The sequence below is a fragment of the Haloarcula sp. Atlit-120R genome (assembly GCF_003665885.1).
Classification (GTDB): domain Archaea; phylum Halobacteriota; class Halobacteria; order Halobacteriales; family Haloarculaceae; genus Haloarcula; species Haloarcula taiwanensis.
The window spans coordinates 156102-171916 of sequence record NZ_QPLN01000001.1; the positions used below are offsets into that span (position 1 = coordinate 156102).

Genomic DNA, 15815 nt, shown 5'->3' on the forward strand with positions numbered 1-15815 from the left:
CTGAGCCAGCGTCAGACCGACGCGTGCTCCACCGGGAGTGTCCGCCGCTGCTCACGCACGTTCGACGAACCGAGCGTCGGCGGAGGTGTGGCCCCGGTTGAACGACAGCACCTTCGCCCGGATCACGTCCCCAGCAGACACCGACGACGGCACGTCCTCCGTGAACAGGACGAATCCCTCGACTTTCCCGACGGCGACGCGGTCGCCGGAGTGGTGGTCGCTGAATTCGCTGATGCCAAACTCGTAGGTCTCACCGATCTCTACAGGTGGTTCTCGTTCCTTTGCGGCCTCGTGAGCGCGTTTCGATGCGCTGCTCTCTGAGCGACGGGTGATCGCGAACGCCAGCACGAGGCCCACAGCGAGGGCCACCCCGCCGGCGACGAGCCAGGTCGGTTCCATGCCAAGCGTTGCAGGACGGACGGATTAATACCTTTCAGACTCCGGCGACAGCGTTACAGTCCGAGACGGTCCAGGATTCCGCCGCTGGAATCCGAGTCCCCGCTCCCTGAGTCCCACTCTGTTGGTAGCTCTGCCGCGAGCGAGGCGACCTCGTCGTCGCTGAATCGTGGGTCCGCCGTCGCGTCGTCGAGCCAGTCCGCCCACTCCTCAGCCGTCATCTGCCCCTGTGAATCGACCTCCCACTGGTCGACCAGCGCCTCCCGGTCACGGAACGGGATGTCCATGCCGCTGTCGCCCCAGTATAGCGGGGAGAGCGCGAACTCGTGGGTATCGTCCTCCAGCCAGACGAGCCGGTAGGGGTAGTCATTGTAGCAGAACACGTCGTCCGCCGAGACGACGTCGCCGTTGGGGAGCTCCAGGGTCCGGGCCATCACGCACACATAGGAGCTACCGACGTTTCAGCGTTGTGCGCGAACCAACACCGCTACGTGATCGGGTCGCACAGCGCCCACTCGTCCGCCTCTGGGTCGAGGTTCGATGGTTCCGCGCCGCGGGCTGTCACGATGCCAGCGTGGTAGTACATCGCCTTCAGTTGGAACACGGTGGGTGAGTGATAGACGCTGCCGTCGGTCAGCTCTGCGCGGCGGAGGTCCCCGTCGCCGGTCAGCACCCGCTGGCGGACCGCCTCGTCGCCGCGGAGGAACAGTTCGACGGTGAACTCCGGGTGGAGCGCGTGGAGGTACTCGACGAACTCGACGAGCGTCGGGGCCTCGTAACCATCTCGATGGCAGGCATAGAGCCCGTCAACCAGGAGTTCCGTGGCGGGGTAGTCGGAGACGACGCGGCGAACAAGCTGCCCCCACTGTGGGGCGATATCGATGAAGCGCCGGCGGGACCGCTGCCAGTCCTCGAACCGCTGCAGAGCGGCGTCGAGGTCGCCGACCGTCCGGAGCGCGAACCTGACCACCTCCCGCCCCAGCGGTGTCAGCGTGGGTGTGCCCTGACCGGTCTCGATCAGATTCAGAAACGCCGCTCCGGCGATAGCCCCGTCGACGGCACCGACGACGTGGGACGCAAGCAGGTCCCGTGCGTCATCGTCGTGGTAGACCGTCAACGGCACCGCGATGTAGTTCTTCGGATGGTTGAGTCCGAAGTTCTGATCGGCGACACCCTGGGCACTGGCCTGAAACCGGACCGCCGAAGCGGCATCCATCGACCCGTGGCCGACCACGCGTGGCCGTTCCAGAACCGCGACTGAGCCGCCGGATTTGACGCCCAGCACACCGACGTTTAGCTCGCGGGCCATCGTCCGGGCGGCGGTTGAGATACCGCTCTGAGGCGCAGCCAAGAAGGCCACGTTGGCCTCGTTGAGCCGGTCGTGTGCCTGCACAACCCCGCGCTCGGCGTCGATGGCACCGTCACCGGTGTAGCCCTTCGCCTCGACGGCGATGAGCGGCGGCCGGTCACCGAGTCGGTCGACGGACAGCAGGTCCGTCGAGAGCGTCTGTACGCCAACGAGGTCGGGATAGCCGGTCCCGACCCGGACGTGGTTGAACGGCGCGAGCGTCGCCTGTACGGACGCCTCGATAGGTGTGTCGTCCAGCCAACGCTGCTGTGCGAACTGCGTGTCCGCGACGACGTAGGCGTCCTCGCGGTCGGTAAATAGCCTCTCTTTCGTCCGGGCGAGTACCTGTGGCTCGGAGAGTCCCGACGCCGCTGTGGCCATAGACGGCGTTCGCACAGGGCGGACATGAGTGTTCTGTCCCCGTTCGAAGCCCCTGTTCTGGGTCTCACCGGCAGTACTGTTATTATCTGATACGATAAGGGGATGATATGACTGTCCCACTTCCAGACAGCGTACAGGACCGGTTCTGGGCGCGGCATTCGAATCCCAAGAGCGGCTGGTCGCGTGTGCCGACCGGCGCTGTCATCGTGTACGCCGTGTATCAGCGGGACTGGCGGCTCCTGGCTGCGGCCTTCCTGTGGACGCTGGTCAACCCAGTCCTATTCGCGCCGCCCGAGACTGAGGACGCCTGGATGACCCGTGCTGTGCTGGCAGAGCGGTGGTGGCTCAGGGAGCAGGACAGCGGAACGATGGGCCTCGATTATCCGAACGTCTGTAACACTGCCGGCGCGCTGGCGTCGATTATCGCCCTGTACGCTGCCTGGCGTCGTCGGCCGGTCAGCGCTGCAGTCGCAACGGTTGCGATGGGGGGATTGAAGCTCTGGTGGCTCCGCGAACTCGTCCAGAAGTACGACGCGCGTGAGGGAGAGACCAACGGACATAGGTAGGGTAGTGGCTGCCTGTTCGCGTCCGACAGGGGCCTGCGGATGCGACCGCAAAAGAGGAATGTCTCTGTTGGTCGTCAGTACTGGTGGAGCGGCTGCTGGCGGATCTTGGCTCGCAACTCCCCAATAGAGGGATCGCCGTCGCCGCCGAACTGCTGTGTCACCGAGTGGACCTCCTCGCGGGAGATCTTGACGTTGCCCTGCTCGATAACGTCGGCAGGTCGCTCACGGAGCTCACGAATCGTGCCGACCGCGAGCAGGAACGGAATGGCCCACGCAGAGAGCGTGTTGCCGCGGGTTTCGGGCATGGCCTCGAGCCACGCCTGTGCGTCGTCGAGGTAGCCCTCCGCTCGCTCGGTTACCTGCTCGATGACGGGGACCAGCGAGTCGACGTTGTCCGTGTTGCTCACGTCGCTGTGATCGAGTCCTTGCTCGTGGAGCAACTCCAGCGGGAGGTAGACGTTGTTCTCCTCTTCCATGTCCGTCGCGGCGTCCTTGGCGACGTTGACGAGCTGGAGTAGCAGGGCGAACGACCGGGCGTTTTCCTCCATCTGGGCGATCTGCTCGTCGGTGGCTTCGTGGGAAACCAGTCCGGTCACCAGCGTGCCGACGGTGCCCGCGGCGTACCAGCAGTACTCTTCGAGTTCGTCGAGCGTCTTGATTCGAAGCCCGCCGGCCTCGGCGTAGCGGTCGACGAACATCGCCATCCCGTCGACGAGTTCCCGGACCGGCCCGCGGATCGTCCGCGTGGAGTGGTCGTCGAGCGTGTGAAACACGTCGACGATGCGGCCCGCGTTCTCGACGACTTCCCAGTCGGCGTTCGTCGTCGTGGGGATCCACTCTTCGACAGCGTCGTGGAACGACGACACGGTCGTCCCGCTCGATGGTTCGAGCGAGCGGCTGTACGTCTGCAGGAGTTCAGTCTGTACCGCTGGAGGGAGATGACCGGCGTCCTCGATAGTGTCAGCCACACGACAGAGGAGGTAGCCCAGACAGATGTCCCGGGCCATCGGTTCGTTGAGTTCCGAAATTGTGAGACTAAACGTCCGCGACACACGATGGACGGCATCGTAGCACCACTCGATGTCTTCCGAAGACGACCGGTCTGTGTGGTTCTGAGACATTCCCGACATCCGGGGTAGGGCATACGATGATAAAAATGGGACGGCTACGGTGTCAGTCTCGACCCGGTCACGGGTCGGTGTTCCGACAGACTCAGGAGTGTCCGAGCCTAACTCGACGTATGAACGGCACAGCAACGTGGGGGCTGCGACCGTGAACAATCGGGATACAGCAGTGTTGGTGCTGACGGTCGTTGCTGCGATCATCCTCCCGGGACTCGCAAACTGGGGCTTCAGCACACTTGGCTACCCCTGGGTCGGGAGCGCTGTCTGGGCGCTGGGGTACGGCCTCGGCGTCGTCTTCATCTGGTACGAGTGGGTCCGGCCGCTCGATATCACCGGCCCAGAGGGCGTTAGCGGGAGTGAGGACTCAAGCGAGTGACGTGCTGTTCGGCTCCCTGACTACACACTAGCAGTTTTTTTCGCCATGTCTGCTCCCGGAAACACACGTATTGGAAAATTCTCATACAACACCCGTGGTACCCGCCTGACAACATTTATAGCCGTGGTCGGCCCAACGTGAGGTATGACAAACGAGGCACTCGGCGAGAGCCGTCCCGGAACGAGGGGACGCGCCGGGTGGACACGCGAGCAGGCGAGTCGGATCGCGCGCACCGACGACACCGTTGCCCCCATCGTCTATCCGCCGGAAACCGAACAGATTCCCGAGGTTCATATCTGGGACACCTGGTTCCTCCGCAACCGCGACGGCACGCTGGCGACAGTCGACGGCTACCGGGTCTGTTTTTCCCTGACGGCTCCGTCCGACTTGCTACCCGGCAAGCGCCACGACGTGGCGACCATCCGCTGTTTCTACTCTGACGACGGTCGCAACTGGCACAACGCTGGCCCGGTGTTCGAGGACGCACTGGGGCAGCGCCAGTGGGCCGGGTCCGCCCTGTATGACGACGACGGCAGCGTCTATCTGTTCTACACTGCGGCCGGCGAGGAAAGGGCCGAAGACCTGACATACACCCAGCGTATTGTCGGTGCAGGTGGCGGCAGCATCGACACGACAGACGGGTTCGAACTCTCGGGTCCGTGGACCCACCACGAACTGCTACAGCCCGACGGCGAACGCTACGAGCGCGAAGACCAGTCCCGCGGGATGATATACACCTTCCGCGACCCGTGGTTCTTCGAGGACCCGGAGACGGGCGAGACGTGGCTCCTGTTCGAAGCAAACACGCCGGTTCTGGAGGGGAGCGACATCTGTGGTGGCGACGACGCGTTACAGGAGTTCAACGGAAGCGTGGGCATCGCTCGCTCGCCGACCGGCGACCCGCTGGCGTGGGGGCTTGAAGACCCACTGCTGGACGCTGTGGGCGTCAATCAGGAACTCGAACGGCCACACATCGTGTATCAGGACGGCCTGTACTACCTGTTTATCTCCAGCCACCTCCACACCTTCGCGCCGGGCCTCGAAGGGTTCGACGCGCTGTACGGCTTCGTCGCTGAGGAGCTACGGGGCGAGTACGTCCCGCTGAACGAGTCGGGGCTCGTCGCCACGAACCCCGAAAACGCGCCGTTCCAGTCCTACTCGTGGATGGCGTTTCCCCACGACGGCGAGGTGCTTGTCCAGAGCTTCTTCAACTACTACGACTTCGACGGCGAGACGCTGGACGAAATCGCCCATCTGTCCGAATCCGAGCAGATGCGCCGGTTCGGCGGCTCGCTCGGCCCGACGCTCCGGCTCGATGTCGAGGGGAGCCGAACGCGCATCATCGGAACGCTCGGGCACTGGCACATCCCGCTGGACGGCGAGGGACTGCCGCCGACAGACCGGGAACTGATTCGGCGCGGGCAACGGGCCGACGCCGGCACCGGGAGCTACGGCGCGCGGACGGGGTCAGAGTAACCGACACAGCGGCGTTTTCGCGGATACCGCTTACCAGACAGAGTCCAGTTCCCAGACGTCCAGCGACGCGACGGTCGCGCGCCCGCCCTCGGCAGACAGCGAGATACCGGTCGCGTCCTCGCGGGTCGGGTACACGCGGCTGGTCAGGCAGTGCCGTTCGTTGGCGAACACTTCGACGACAGAGCCGTCGACGAAGACGCGCAGCGACAGCGGCGCGTCGTAGGGCTGGACTCGCATCGACTGTGTGTCGCCGGTCGCTTGAGGGTCGGTGCTCGAGGCCGACCGGTCGACGGCGATCTCGCTCTCGTAGGTGTACCGGATTGGCGTCCGCTCCTCGCCGTCCGGCGATTCGAGGACGGACAGCTCGACGGCTTCGGCGTCTTCCAGACGGACCGTGGCGCGAAGCTCGAACGACCGGCTCTCGACCGGCAACTCCTTGCTATCATCGTCGCCGAGCCGCACCACGTCGTAGCCGGTGTGCTCGCCCCGTAGCTCGGTGAGTTCCGGGGCCGGCCGCTGGCAGAGGCCGCCGTCGTCGGCCAGGGACAGCTCCCGGGGCAGCGACATCGCGCCCGACCAGCCGGCGTCCCACTGCCCGCTCACGTCCCGGGCCTCGGGGAGCCACCCCCAGGTCAGGATGCGGCCGTCGTCGGTCCACATCGACTGCGGGGCGTAGAAGTCGCCGTGGTCGAGCTTGTCCCGGCGGTCGACCTCGAACTCGCCGTCCGCGTAGGTGCCCAGGAAGTACACCACGTCCTCGTAGTTCGAGATGTGCAGGAGCTGGCGGTCGCCGAAATCCAGCAGTTCCGGGCACTCCCAGACGGTGCCGGCGGTGTCGCGGTCGCCGGTGAGGATCGGGCCCTGATACTCCCAGTCCCGGAGGTCAGCGGACTCGTACAGCAGGGCCGCGCCGCCGCCGCCCTCCATGCCGGCCCCGATGAGCTGATACCAGGTCCCGTCCTCGCGCCAGACGCAGTGGTCCCGGAACTCCCCTTCCCAGTGCTCGGTGCGGAGCACCTCCGGCTCGGCCGGCAACTCCTCGATGATGGGGTTGTCCGGGTCCTTGTCCCAGGCCGTGAGGTCGTCGTCCGCGGCGGTGGCGATACAGGGGAGCTGGCGCTTGTCCCGACCGCCGGTGTACAGCACGGTCGGGACGCCGCCGTCGTCGACCGCACAGCCCGACCAGCAGCCGTCCCGGTCAGGCCCGTCGGGCGAGGGCGTGAGCGCGACCGGACGGTCCTCCCAGTGGACGAGGTCGTCGCTGACCGCGTGGCCCCAGTGGATGGTGTTGTGGAACGGGCCGACGGGGTTGTACTGGTAGAACAGGTGGTAGCGACCGTTCCAGTGGATGAGGCCGTTCGGGTCGTTGAGCCAGTTCGCGGGCGGGGTGACGTGATAGGACGGCCGGCACGGGTCGTTGTCGAGGCGCTTGCGTAACTGCCCAAACGTGTCGGCATCCTTCGGACGGCCAGTCAGCGGATGCCGGTCGTCGGTCGCCAGAAATCTCAGCGCGTTCTCGATGAGCGTCTCGCGGTTGCCCCGACACACGTCGTGGGTCGGCTGGGCGAACGCCACCGAAGAGCCCACCCCGAGCACCTGCCCGTCGCCGGGCTCCCAAGAGATGGCCGCCATCTGTTTGACCACGTCGGTGTCGCCCCGGACCGTGCTGGCGAGGATGTCCCCGGACTGTGGCGCGATGGACTCGTATCGCGCGTACGGAATCGTCACGCCCGGGCCGCGGGTGTGGACGCGCAGGGTGTCGTAGTCCGCGTGGATCGGGTGGTCGGCATACAGGGCCTGCCAGAGGTGGCCGGTCGGCTCGGGGATCTCCTCCCAGCCGGTCGCATCTGGCGCAACCGCCTCGAATCCCAGTGGTTCGACGGCCGAGAGCGCGCTCAGCGTCAGCAGGAGCGAGCCGCCGTCGCGGACGTACGCGGCTAGCGCTGGCGCGTCCGCAAGGGCTCGCCCGTCGAACAGTTCGTCCCGGTGCCACCAGAGGACATCGTACTCGGTGGGTTCGACAGAGGAGAGTGCGCACCGCTCGGCATCGTCGAGTGTCTCCTGACACCAGTCGTAGGCCGACGCCTGCTCGTCCGTACAGGTGTCGGCGTAGAGACAGCCGATGCGTGGCGAATCTGCCATTGCCCGTTATCCCTGCCTGAAATATAAAAACATTCGGCAATCGTTTTTGAGTGAATGTGCACGATATTGTGTATTGCGGCGTTGCTGTGGGCAGCACCCATCCGGCAGCCCACTGGCTGCCTACAGCGTAGCCTCACCCCGCTCAGCGACAGTGTACAGAGACAGTCAGGGAGGGCTAACAGCCAGAGCAGTAGCTGACAGCGGACTATCGATGAAAAAGCGAGCAGAGCCGGTCAGTGGACGCGAGCGTTGCGGGCCTCGGCCTTCCAGTCGATGACGGTCTCATGACAACTGGGACAGACGAACTCGGTGAGCTTTGTCGTCTGATCGTTGTATGACATCCGCGTGCCACAGTTGGTGCAATCCATTATAATTGTATATATTCTACTATGGGATATAAATTTTCTCCTGCACATGGTCGGCCCGGGCGGGAGACGGCCTGACACGGCTGAATTGTGCTATCTCCTCACATGGATCGGATCAGAAGCTCCCGTCTGTGTCGACAGCGCCACCGCGACACAGTTCTCCAGAGCGAACAGACAATCGACGGGTAGCTGAGAGCGCGTGGCTGGCTGGGACTACGACCCGCCGTGTCCCGTCGGGTCGATTTTCGGGTCGGTGCTACCGTCCTCGATATCCGAGCGGTCGGTCGTGTCAGTCGGCGACAGCGAGCGCTCGTCAGCGGTCGTTATGTCCGGGTCCGGCGTCGTCTCAGTCCCGACGAAGCGGTCGTCCACGTCGACGGGGTCGCCATCGAGTCTGGCTTTCGCCCTCGAAAGCCGCTGTTCCACGGCATCGAGTTCCGCTTCCAGGTGGTCGATGGCGTCCGGATAACAGTCTCTGGCGTCTGCGAGGGCAGTTTCGAACGCCGCTTTTGCCGTCTTGTACTCCGCTAACGCGGCGTCGGGCTGGCTGGCGTCGGCGTACCAGTCCCCTGCCTCCATCGCGTCCGTCGCAACCGCCCGTCGCGCGGTGACGAGGTGCTCCGCGACGGTCCCCAGTCGGTCCCGGACCCGCTCAGGGTCGCCAGCGAACCGGCGTTCATCCGCCCCCCAGTCGAGCTCGAGGACGTTTCGGTAGGCTTCGAGCGCCTCGGCCCAGTGTTTGGCGGCAACAGCGGGGTCCTGCGCCGCGACAGCCTCGTTGTCGGCTGCAGCCGCAGTGCGCAGCGGCGACTGTTCGAGGTCATCGATGACCGTTTCGAGTCGGTCACGCTCGGCACGGATGTCGGCAAGTTCTGGAACGCCCTCGGTCGGAAGTGAGAGAATCTCGTCATACTCCGCTCGCGCCACCTCGTAGGCGTCGTACGCCGCCTCGAATTCGCGCCCTCGCCAGCGCTGCTCACCGGTGTCGACTGCCCGTCGAGCGCGGCTGCGACGGACCTCCGCGAGTGTCGCAGTGTGGCGTTCTCGCACCGTGGTAACGCGGTCTTCGAGCGCGTTCGCATCGTCGGACGGCCCGAACTCCGTGGCCGTTTCACCGGCCACGTCAAGACGGTCCCCGGCTTCCAGCACCGTCGCCAGTGCCTGCTCGTAGTCCCCTTGATCGCGCTGTTCTGTTGCTCTCACGAGCATCCGCTTGACCTCGTCCAAGATATTCTCGACGCGAACCCACGCCTGTGACGCATGGGAAAGATACGCGGTCAGGTCGACGATTCCCTGTTTGCCACAGTGAACCCGCCACTCCGTCCCACCACACCGCCGGAGCGTGATCTGACCGTGGCCCAGCGAGTGGTCTCCCGCGACCTGATCGATATCGACGTGTGGGACGGCGAACCGCCTGTCGCCGTCGTCGTTTCCCACTAGCACGATGAGTCGCCTGTCCGTCACGACGCCGATCATGCGGTAGTTGCTGCCCGGCTGCACCGTCTCGCCAGACTTCGACGTACCGAGTTCGACGCCGTGTTTGCGGCTGGTGAGAGCGAACCGTGGGGTCTCGTCGTCGTCGACGGCTGCCAGTGCTGGCTCGTCGTGGAGATAGCCGGTCGAGAAGAGCCCGCCCGGACCGGTGCGGGTGAGGATATCAGGTGGATCCTCCAAATTATTTAATTTGATAATTTTTCCCATTACCGGAGCAAAATACACCTGAAGACTTGAGTTTGACTTATGAATTCTGATACTGGTGTAGTAAATTACTGCAGTCTTCACCTGAATTGCGCTGTCGCGTTCCCGTCAGGCCGCGGCCGTCGATATCCCGCGTATCTCGCCACGCCGTCCGTCAGCCGGCAGACGGCTGTCTGACTTGACTTTAGGTGTCATGCTCGCATAGCCGAGCATATGCCACGTACTCGTCTCAGCGGGAGTCCGTCTCAGAAGCGACGGGGTGGTGACCTCGCAACTGACGCGACCGGCCTCGGAATCGACACTGACGTATTCGAACTGCTCTCGACTGGTCGCGGTCACAAAATGGCACAGTCCGAGCCCAGAATCGCACAGTGGCTGGACTGCTGGCGGAATCCCTAGTTGGTCTCGACGAGACGCGCCGCGATCCGCTGTGCGCCGATAGTCGGTGCGATGTCCGGTTCGTCGGCGGCGATGACTTCGATATCGCGGTTCAGTTCCGCGCTGAGTCGCTCCTCGAACTCGTCGACGATACCGGGAATGCAGGCCATGCCGCCGGTGATGGCGATCGGCCGGTCCAGTGCTAGCTGGTACACTTTCATGTAGTCGTTTGCCAGCTCCGGCAGGAACGTGTTCGCCAGTTCGTCGACGGCGTCGTCGAGGTACTCGTTGACCGCGTCCATCACAGAGCGCTCGATGGTGAACTCGTGTGAGCCGCCGCCGGGCTGCTGGATGATGTCCGTGAACGGCTCGAAATCGACGAAGTCGGCGTGCTCCTCCTTGTATTCGCGAGCAGTCTGGTTGTCTATGTTGACACGGCCCTGCGTCTCTTCTTCGACGTAGTTGGCGATCATCCGGTCGACCTCGTTCCCGGTCACTGCGCCCGTCGTGAACGGCGAAAGTTGTTCGCCGCGGCGGTACGCAGAGGCTTCGAGGTTCGTCGACCCCATGTTGACAGCGACGAATATCTCGTCGATGGCTTCGAGGTCGTCGCCGAAGGCCGGGATGGAGCCACACAGTGACTCTGGATAGCTCTCGACGAGTTCCAGCCCGATCGAGGAGTTCTCGATGACGTTCTGGAGGTTCTCCAGCCCAGTCGGATTGTCGATGGTCGGAATAGCGTACACGACGCCGCTGTTTGCCGGGATGTCGTGTTCCTCGATGATCGCCTCGAAGAACGTCTTGGTCATCTCGGCCCGGTCGGCGTCCTCGGGCAGTCCCGACCGGAGCATGTACTCGACGCGATCCGGATACTCGCGGGCCGCTTCCTCGCCGTAGAGGATTTTCTCCTCACCGGTCAGGGCGTCTTCGTACGTCGCCATGCACGTCAGTGTCTTGATGATCCGGTTCTCCGTGCCGTGTTCGCCCGGCAGGGCAATGACGGTCCGGGTACTCCCGAGCTTGACCCCGACCGGAACAGCGGCAGCGCCGCTTGACGACACACCGGCGTCTGATTCGGACCCGGTGTCGTCGTCCGCATCCTCGTCACTCATATACGGTCGTCCTTGTCGACCGCCCGATATATATCCTCTCCCTAGTATTCAGGACTGATAGCTGCCCCCTCGGGTGACTGATACTGCAGCATCCTCGATATCAGGAATGTGACGGAAAGAACTGCTGCTGAAAACGAGCGTTATGTCATCGCGGTGAGCTTCGCGATGTAGACGAGGCTCAGCATGTGGTCGTCGACGCTCAGCTCGTTGTCGTCGTTGGTCGCCGACTCGTCGATGCCGAGCAGATAGTCCGAGAGGTCGTCCTGTACGTCCTCGGTGATCCAGTCGATAGAGCGGTAGTAATCGAGCGCTTCGTCGGCCCCCTGATACCCGGAGTGCATCAGCAGGAACTCCAGCCACTCGAAGACCACGAACTCTGCGGCGTAGGTCTCGGGCAGCGCTTCGAGATAGGGTTTCTCCTGTGCGTCACCACCGAGGAACGGCAGGAGTTCACGGTAGAGCCCGGAACGGAACGAACTCCCCGCAAGCACCTCTTCGTCGGAGTCGTCGAGCCCCATGTCGAGATCTGTCGGGTCCGGAACGTCCTCGTCGCCCATCCCGTTGCCCCGCTGACGAGCCATCTTCCGTAACTCGTCGAGGTCGTAATCACGCGGGTTGATGGTCATGATACTGACCCTTCAATCTACACAATCATAAATCTTGCACACCGTCAGACGGCCGTCATGCACACGCTCGCGGGCATTTCGGTCTCGTCCGCGTTCCGTCCCCCAGTTGCGAGGTTGATAATCGGGACCACATTTTTATAGTGGCTCGGAGTCGACCTGTGGATACTTGGATGATGAACCGGCAATCAGAAACCGGTCCAGCCCGCTTCTGTGTGACCAACGCGAAAGGCGGGACCGGAAAGACGACAGTTGCTATCAACGTAGCCGGTGCACTGAACGACCGCGGCCGGGACGTCCTCTTTATCGACCTCGACCCACAGGGCAACGCCACGGAAGGCGTCGGTCTCGTCGAGGCGTACGACGCCGACCCGCCGACGCTGTTCGACGCACTGACTGGTGACCCATCGGCGCTGGGTGACCTCATCTGCGAGGGTGAGGAGATGGACGTGATCCCCTCCAGCATCGATATGCTCCAGGCCGAGCACGAACTGACCATCGCCGACCTCATCGCCCGGGTCAACACCCAAGGCGGGGATATCGACCAGGCCGCGCTGGCCTCGTTCGCGATCAACATCACGCCAGAGATGGTCACGGGGTCACACGCGCTCGACACGCTCGACCGGGCGCTGTCGACGCTCGACGCCGAGTACGACTACGTTATCATCGATTGCCCGCCGTTCTACGGGAAGCTGACCGACACCGGTATGTACGCCGCACAGAACGTCCTCATTCCCGCGCTGACTGAAGCGACCTCCGAGCGAGCCATCGAACTGCTGATGGACCAGATGGCCGCGATGGAGCGCCAGACCGACGCGTCGATCAACACGCTCGGCGTCGTCGCCAACCGGGTCGAAACGACATCCGAGGACGAGACGATGCTCGAATGGTTCAACATGGCATTCCCGGACAGTCCCGTCTGGGAGGTCCGCAAGCGGGTCGCGCTCCAGCGCGCGTTCAGCGCCGGCCAATCGATTTTCGCGACAGAGGAATCGTGTGATATGGCGGCTGTCTTCGAGGACATCGCCGCAGAACTCGACAAGCAGTTCGGCTTTACCGACACAGAGGTACCAGCATGAGTGACGACGAACGTATGGACAGAGCGGAGCGCATCCGACAGATGCGCGAGGGGAACAAAGCAGAGACTACCGACGACACCGAGGAGACGGACGATGACTCCGCGGATGGGTCCAGTGACCACTCCGACGACAGCGGAAACGAGGAGACGCCGGTCAGGGCCGGTGACGCGGAACCGTCGGCCGCCCAGAGCGACGACGCGCCTGAGGAAGCGGCGGCCGATGGACAGACTCCTGACGACAACGGCAGCGACACGAACGCCGACGGCGCAACCACTGCCCAGACCGATACTGACGCGATGGCCGCCGCACAGCGAGCGGCCGAGGCCTCCGCACAGATGACCGGTGAGAACGTCGACGCCGGTGTTGCCGACCAGCCGACGGACGACCTTTCGGCCTCGGCCAGCCCGATGCAGGGGCCGACCGGCGTCGAGTTGCCGGACCAGGAACTCATCGAGGAGGCGATGGCGTCGGACAACACCGCCACGACCGAAGGTGGCGCTCGCGCCGCGGCTATCGATGACGACGCGACCCAGACAGAAGAGCTGGTCCGGGTACTCGAGTTCGCGCTCGGTGACGAGTACTACTGTCTCGACATCGACTACGTCGAGGAGATCGTCAAGCGCGAAACGGTCACTCGCGTCCCAAATACCGAGGACTACGTCGAGGGCGTCGTCGACCTCCGGGGCCAGATTACGACGATTCTCAACCCCAAGGTGATGATGGACATCGACAGCGACGGGACCGAGAATCTCATCGTCGTCTTCGACGCAGGCGTGTTCGAGGAACAGGGTGCGATGGGCTGGATCGTCGACGAGGTCCGGCAGGTCGTCCCCGTCGCCGAGTCCGAAGTGAACACCGCCCCGGTCGACGGCGAGTACATCAACGGCGTCGTCGACCGTGACGACGAGGACGAGTTCGTCATCTGGATCGAACCCGACGACGTTCTCGGGAACGCAACCGCGGACGGCGAGGACTGACGCTACTGTTTTCAGCTTGATTGCATCCCCTCATGACGGAATAGCTGCCGGACCGCAGAGAGAGTCCGCCCAGCACAGCGGCTCCCCTTCTCATGTCGGAGACCTTGAATCGGCTACTCACTGACCGACAAGAACGGGGTTCGCGAGACGCGCCATCAGGACTCGCGCCACTTGTGGCCGCACTCGACACAGGTGAATAGCCGAACCTCGTAGGAGCCGCCCGGCTTCGGCAGCATCTCGTAGTAGGCCTGGTCGCTGTCGCAGTCGTCCGCCGGACAGGGCTCCTGCATCGTCTCGGTAGCGTCCTGCGTCGCGTCGGCCACGGCGGGTGCCCCGTCGTCCCGCTGTGCATCCTGGGTCGCCATCGCCGCTTCTGCCTGCGAGTCCCGGGGTTCCTCGTTTTCACAGGAGCGACACACCCAGGTGTCGCCCTCCGTGTGCATTACCGAGCCACACTCGTCACAGAATTGCATATAACGTCGGAATACACGGGTGTCGGATATATGTGTTAACTTCCGCTCCCCCGTGGGTTTCAGGTACCCGCTCATGCTGACGGCCGTGAAAATCTCGCGTCTTTGAGAGGGGTATCCGGGCCGTTTTCCCGCCCCTTACTCACTGTCCGGCTTCTCGCCGTGGAGGTCCAGTTCTTCGCTGACGAGATCGACCGCGTTCTGGACGGCACCCACCGTCCCGAGATAGCCTGCGCCCACGGTCGTCTTGAGCGCCAGCGCGGCCCCGCCGGTGAGGACAGAGGGGCCGACCTTCGCCACGGCGTCGTCGCCGACCGAGACGAGCCAGCCCGGCACGTTGAACTGGTACTGGGTCAGCCGGGGCTGGAACTCGCCGTGGCCACCCTGTGACCGTTCGACGAGTGTTCCGATGTTGTCAGCGGCGACGCGGGCCTCGCGGATGGCCGCCGCCGCGCTCGCCGGCACGGCCTCGCCGTCGCTGTCGACGACCCGGGCCGCGTCGCCGACCGCGAAGGTGGACTCGCCGAGTCGGAGGTCCGCCCGGACGACGGGCCGGTCGGAATCGAGCGCCGGTGACCCCTCGATACCGCCGGTCCAGACGAACTGGTCCATCGGCAGGTCCGAGCCGTCCGCGAGCGAAATGGCGTCGGCGTCGGCTCCAGCCACGCCGGTCCCGGTCATGACTGTCACGCCGGCGTCGACCAGCGCGTCGTGGACCGCCGACTGAAACGACGGGGGGAACGACGGTGCCACGGCGTCTTCCTGTTCGAGCAAGCGGATCTCGATATCACTGTCCTCGCGCATCTCGGCCAGTTCGCCGGCCACCTGCACGCCCGACAGGCCAGCGCCGCCGACGACCACGCGGTCGCCGTCACTGAGGGTGTGGAACCGCTCGCGGATCGCGCGCGCGTCATCGAGGCGCTTCAGCGGCGTCGCGTGCTCGCGCACACCCGGGAGGTCATAGAACGCCGTCTGCGCGCCGAGACACACCGCCCCCACGTCGTAGGACAGCGTCTCCGACTCGTCCAGCGTCGCAACGCCGGCATCAGGGTCGACATCGGTGACCGTCGCCTGTCGGATTTCACAGTCCAGAACGGCGTCGAGGTCGACGGTAATTTCCTCGGCCAGCGACGGCCGCCGGACGACCCGGTGGAGTTCGTGCTGAACGAGATGCTCGGACTGTTCGTCGACGACGACCAGCGAGACGCTATCGGGGAGTATCTGTTGGAGCTTTCTGGCGAGCGTGAGCCCGGCGTACCCGGCTCCGAGAACGGCGACACGCATACCGTTCGCTTGGAGCTAGA

The 15815-nt window shown here is 64.3% G+C and carries 17 protein-coding genes; 6 read left to right on the forward strand and 11 right to left on the reverse strand.

The features are described from left to right. Positions 1 to 51: 51 nt before the first annotated feature. Genes DVK01_RS00835 through DVK01_RS00845 form a run of 3 tightly spaced genes read right to left on the reverse strand, consistent with a single transcriptional unit; the run spans position 52 to position 2125 of the window. Positions 52 to 399 (reverse strand): TRAM domain-containing protein, encoded by a 348-nt coding sequence (locus DVK01_RS00835; protein WP_101350501.1) that lies wholly within the window; start codon positions 397 to 399, stop codon positions 52 to 54. Between the two features lie 53 nt (positions 400 to 452). Then, positions 453 to 830 carry a hypothetical protein gene (locus tag DVK01_RS00840; protein ID WP_101350502.1) on the reverse strand — a complete coding sequence of 126 codons (378 nt, stop codon included), beginning with the start codon at positions 828 to 830 and terminating at the stop codon, positions 453 to 455. Between the two features lie 53 nt (positions 831 to 883). Beyond that, positions 884 to 2125, reverse strand: coding sequence for a hypothetical protein (locus DVK01_RS00845; protein ID WP_121535108.1), 1242 nt, complete (start codon positions 2123 to 2125; stop codon positions 884 to 886). 107 nt (positions 2126 to 2232) lie between these two features. On the opposite strand from DVK01_RS00845, the gene DVK01_RS00850 reads away from it, so the two are divergent. Beyond that, complete coding sequence (locus tag DVK01_RS00850; RefSeq protein WP_121535109.1) at positions 2233 to 2691, forward strand: DUF6653 family protein; 459 nt, start codon at positions 2233 to 2235, stop codon at positions 2689 to 2691. A 74-nt stretch (positions 2692 to 2765) separates the two neighbouring features. On the opposite strand, the gene DVK01_RS00855 is transcribed toward DVK01_RS00850, so the two are convergent. Next, a complete protein-coding gene (locus DVK01_RS00855) occupies positions 2766 to 3812 on the reverse strand; it encodes a phytoene/squalene synthase family protein (protein ID WP_053968971.1) in 1047 nt (348 codons plus the stop codon). Positions 3813 to 3963: 151 nt separating this feature from the next. Between DVK01_RS00855 and DVK01_RS00860 the strand changes: the two genes are divergently transcribed. Both DVK01_RS00860 and DVK01_RS00865 read left to right on the forward strand, forming a co-directional pair. Further along, complete coding sequence (locus DVK01_RS00860) at positions 3964 to 4191, forward strand: hypothetical protein (protein ID WP_232794466.1); 228 nt, start codon at positions 3964 to 3966, stop codon at positions 4189 to 4191. Between the two features lie 144 nt (positions 4192 to 4335). Beyond that, positions 4336 to 5667, forward strand: a complete 1332-nt coding sequence (locus DVK01_RS00865) for a glycoside hydrolase family 68 protein (RefSeq protein ID WP_101350505.1) — start codon at positions 4336 to 4338, stop codon at positions 5665 to 5667. A 30-nt stretch (positions 5668 to 5697) separates the two neighbouring features. Here DVK01_RS00865 and DVK01_RS00870 read toward each other — a convergent pair whose 3' ends face one another. The 3 genes from DVK01_RS00870 to DVK01_RS00875 all read right to left on the reverse strand — a co-directional run bounded on the left by DVK01_RS00870 (position 5698) and on the right by DVK01_RS00875 (position 9848). Continuing rightward, complete coding sequence (locus tag DVK01_RS00870) at positions 5698 to 7809, reverse strand: glycoside hydrolase family 32 protein (RefSeq protein ID WP_121535110.1); 2112 nt, start codon at positions 7807 to 7809, stop codon at positions 5698 to 5700. 233 nt (positions 7810 to 8042) lie between these two features. After that, a complete protein-coding gene (locus DVK01_RS22755) occupies positions 8043 to 8177 on the reverse strand; it encodes a hypothetical protein (protein WP_023843340.1) in 135 nt (44 codons plus the stop codon). A gap of 210 nt (positions 8178 to 8387) precedes the next feature. Then, positions 8388 to 9848 (reverse strand): hypothetical protein, encoded by a 1461-nt coding sequence (locus tag DVK01_RS00875; protein ID WP_232794467.1) that lies wholly within the window; start codon positions 9846 to 9848, stop codon positions 8388 to 8390. A gap of 237 nt (positions 9849 to 10085) precedes the next feature. Between DVK01_RS00875 and DVK01_RS00880 the strand changes: the two genes are divergently transcribed. After that, positions 10086 to 10271 carry a hypothetical protein gene (locus DVK01_RS00880; protein WP_101350508.1) on the forward strand — a complete coding sequence of 62 codons (186 nt, stop codon included), beginning with the start codon at positions 10086 to 10088 and terminating at the stop codon, positions 10269 to 10271. On the opposite strand, the gene DVK01_RS00885 is transcribed toward DVK01_RS00880, so the two are convergent. Continuing rightward, entirely contained in the window at positions 10268 to 11362 is a 1095-nt protein-coding gene (locus DVK01_RS00885) for a rod shape-determining protein (RefSeq protein WP_101350509.1), read from the reverse strand. The two genes, DVK01_RS00880 and DVK01_RS00885, sit on opposite strands and share 4 nt — an antisense overlap. A 140-nt stretch (positions 11363 to 11502) precedes the next feature. Continuing rightward, positions 11503 to 11988, reverse strand: coding sequence for a FlaD/FlaE family flagellar protein (locus tag DVK01_RS00890; protein WP_101350510.1), 486 nt, complete (start codon positions 11986 to 11988; stop codon positions 11503 to 11505). A gap of 170 nt (positions 11989 to 12158) precedes the next feature. Here DVK01_RS00890 and DVK01_RS00895 point away from each other — a divergent pair, with 170 nt between their 5' ends. Further along, the gene (locus tag DVK01_RS00895) at positions 12159 to 13064 is read left to right on the forward strand and encodes a ParA family protein (RefSeq protein WP_101350511.1); all 906 of its coding nucleotides are present in this window, start codon (positions 12159 to 12161) and stop codon (positions 13062 to 13064) included. Further along, entirely contained in the window at positions 13061 to 14041 is a 981-nt protein-coding gene (locus DVK01_RS00900; protein ID WP_121535111.1) for a chemotaxis protein CheW, read from the forward strand. Before DVK01_RS00895 ends, DVK01_RS00900 begins: the two co-directional genes overlap by 4 nt. Positions 14042 to 14196: 155 nt before the next feature. Here DVK01_RS00900 and DVK01_RS00905 read toward each other — a convergent pair whose 3' ends face one another. Together DVK01_RS00905 and DVK01_RS00910 are read right to left on the reverse strand one after the other, a co-directional pair. After that, on the reverse strand, positions 14197 to 14514 hold the full coding sequence (locus DVK01_RS00905; RefSeq protein ID WP_101350513.1) for an RPA12/RPB9/RPC11 RNA polymerase family protein: 318 nt from the start codon (positions 14512 to 14514) through the stop codon (positions 14197 to 14199). Positions 14515 to 14649: 135 nt separating this feature from the next. After that, the gene (locus tag DVK01_RS00910; protein ID WP_121535112.1) at positions 14650 to 15795 is read right to left on the reverse strand and encodes an NAD(P)/FAD-dependent oxidoreductase; all 1146 of its coding nucleotides are present in this window, start codon (positions 15793 to 15795) and stop codon (positions 14650 to 14652) included. Positions 15796 to 15815: the final 20 nt, after the last annotated feature.

Excerpts from the sequence above, each read along its gene's own strand:
- DVK01_RS00905 (WP_101350513.1), bottom strand. The coding sequence starts at position 14,514 with ATGCAATTCTGTGACGAGTGTGGCTCGGTAATGCACACGGAGGGCGAC.
- DVK01_RS00855 (WP_053968971.1), bottom strand. The coding sequence starts at position 3,812 with ATGTCTCAGAACCACACAGACCGGTCGTCTTCGGAAGACATCGAGTGG.
- DVK01_RS00850 (WP_121535109.1), top strand. The coding sequence starts at position 2,233 with ATGACTGTCCCACTTCCAGACAGCGTACAGGACCGGTTCTGGGCGCGG.
- DVK01_RS00845 (WP_121535108.1), bottom strand. The coding sequence starts at position 2,125 with ATGGCCACAGCGGCGTCGGGACTCTCCGAGCCACAGGTACTCGCCCGG.
- DVK01_RS00895 (WP_101350511.1), top strand. The coding sequence starts at position 12,159 with ATGATGAACCGGCAATCAGAAACCGGTCCAGCCCGCTTCTGTGTGACC.
- DVK01_RS00865 (WP_101350505.1), top strand. The coding sequence starts at position 4,336 with ATGACAAACGAGGCACTCGGCGAGAGCCGTCCCGGAACGAGGGGACGC.
- DVK01_RS00880 (WP_101350508.1), top strand. The coding sequence starts at position 10,086 with ATGCCACGTACTCGTCTCAGCGGGAGTCCGTCTCAGAAGCGACGGGGT.
- DVK01_RS00885 (WP_101350509.1), bottom strand. The coding sequence starts at position 11,362 with ATGAGTGACGAGGATGCGGACGACGACACCGGGTCCGAATCAGACGCC.
- DVK01_RS00910 (WP_121535112.1), bottom strand. The coding sequence starts at position 15,795 with ATGCGTGTCGCCGTTCTCGGAGCCGGGTACGCCGGGCTCACGCTCGCC.
- DVK01_RS00900 (WP_121535111.1), top strand. The coding sequence starts at position 13,061 with ATGAGTGACGACGAACGTATGGACAGAGCGGAGCGCATCCGACAGATG.
- DVK01_RS00890 (WP_101350510.1), bottom strand. The coding sequence starts at position 11,988 with ATGACCATCAACCCGCGTGATTACGACCTCGACGAGTTACGGAAGATG.
- DVK01_RS00870 (WP_121535110.1), bottom strand. The coding sequence starts at position 7,809 with ATGGCAGATTCGCCACGCATCGGCTGTCTCTACGCCGACACCTGTACG.
- DVK01_RS22755 (WP_023843340.1), bottom strand. The coding sequence starts at position 8,177 with ATGGATTGCACCAACTGTGGCACGCGGATGTCATACAACGATCAGACG.
- DVK01_RS00840 (WP_101350502.1), bottom strand. The coding sequence starts at position 830 with ATGGCCCGGACCCTGGAGCTCCCCAACGGCGACGTCGTCTCGGCGGAC.
- DVK01_RS00835 (WP_101350501.1), bottom strand. The coding sequence starts at position 399 with ATGGAACCGACCTGGCTCGTCGCCGGCGGGGTGGCCCTCGCTGTGGGC.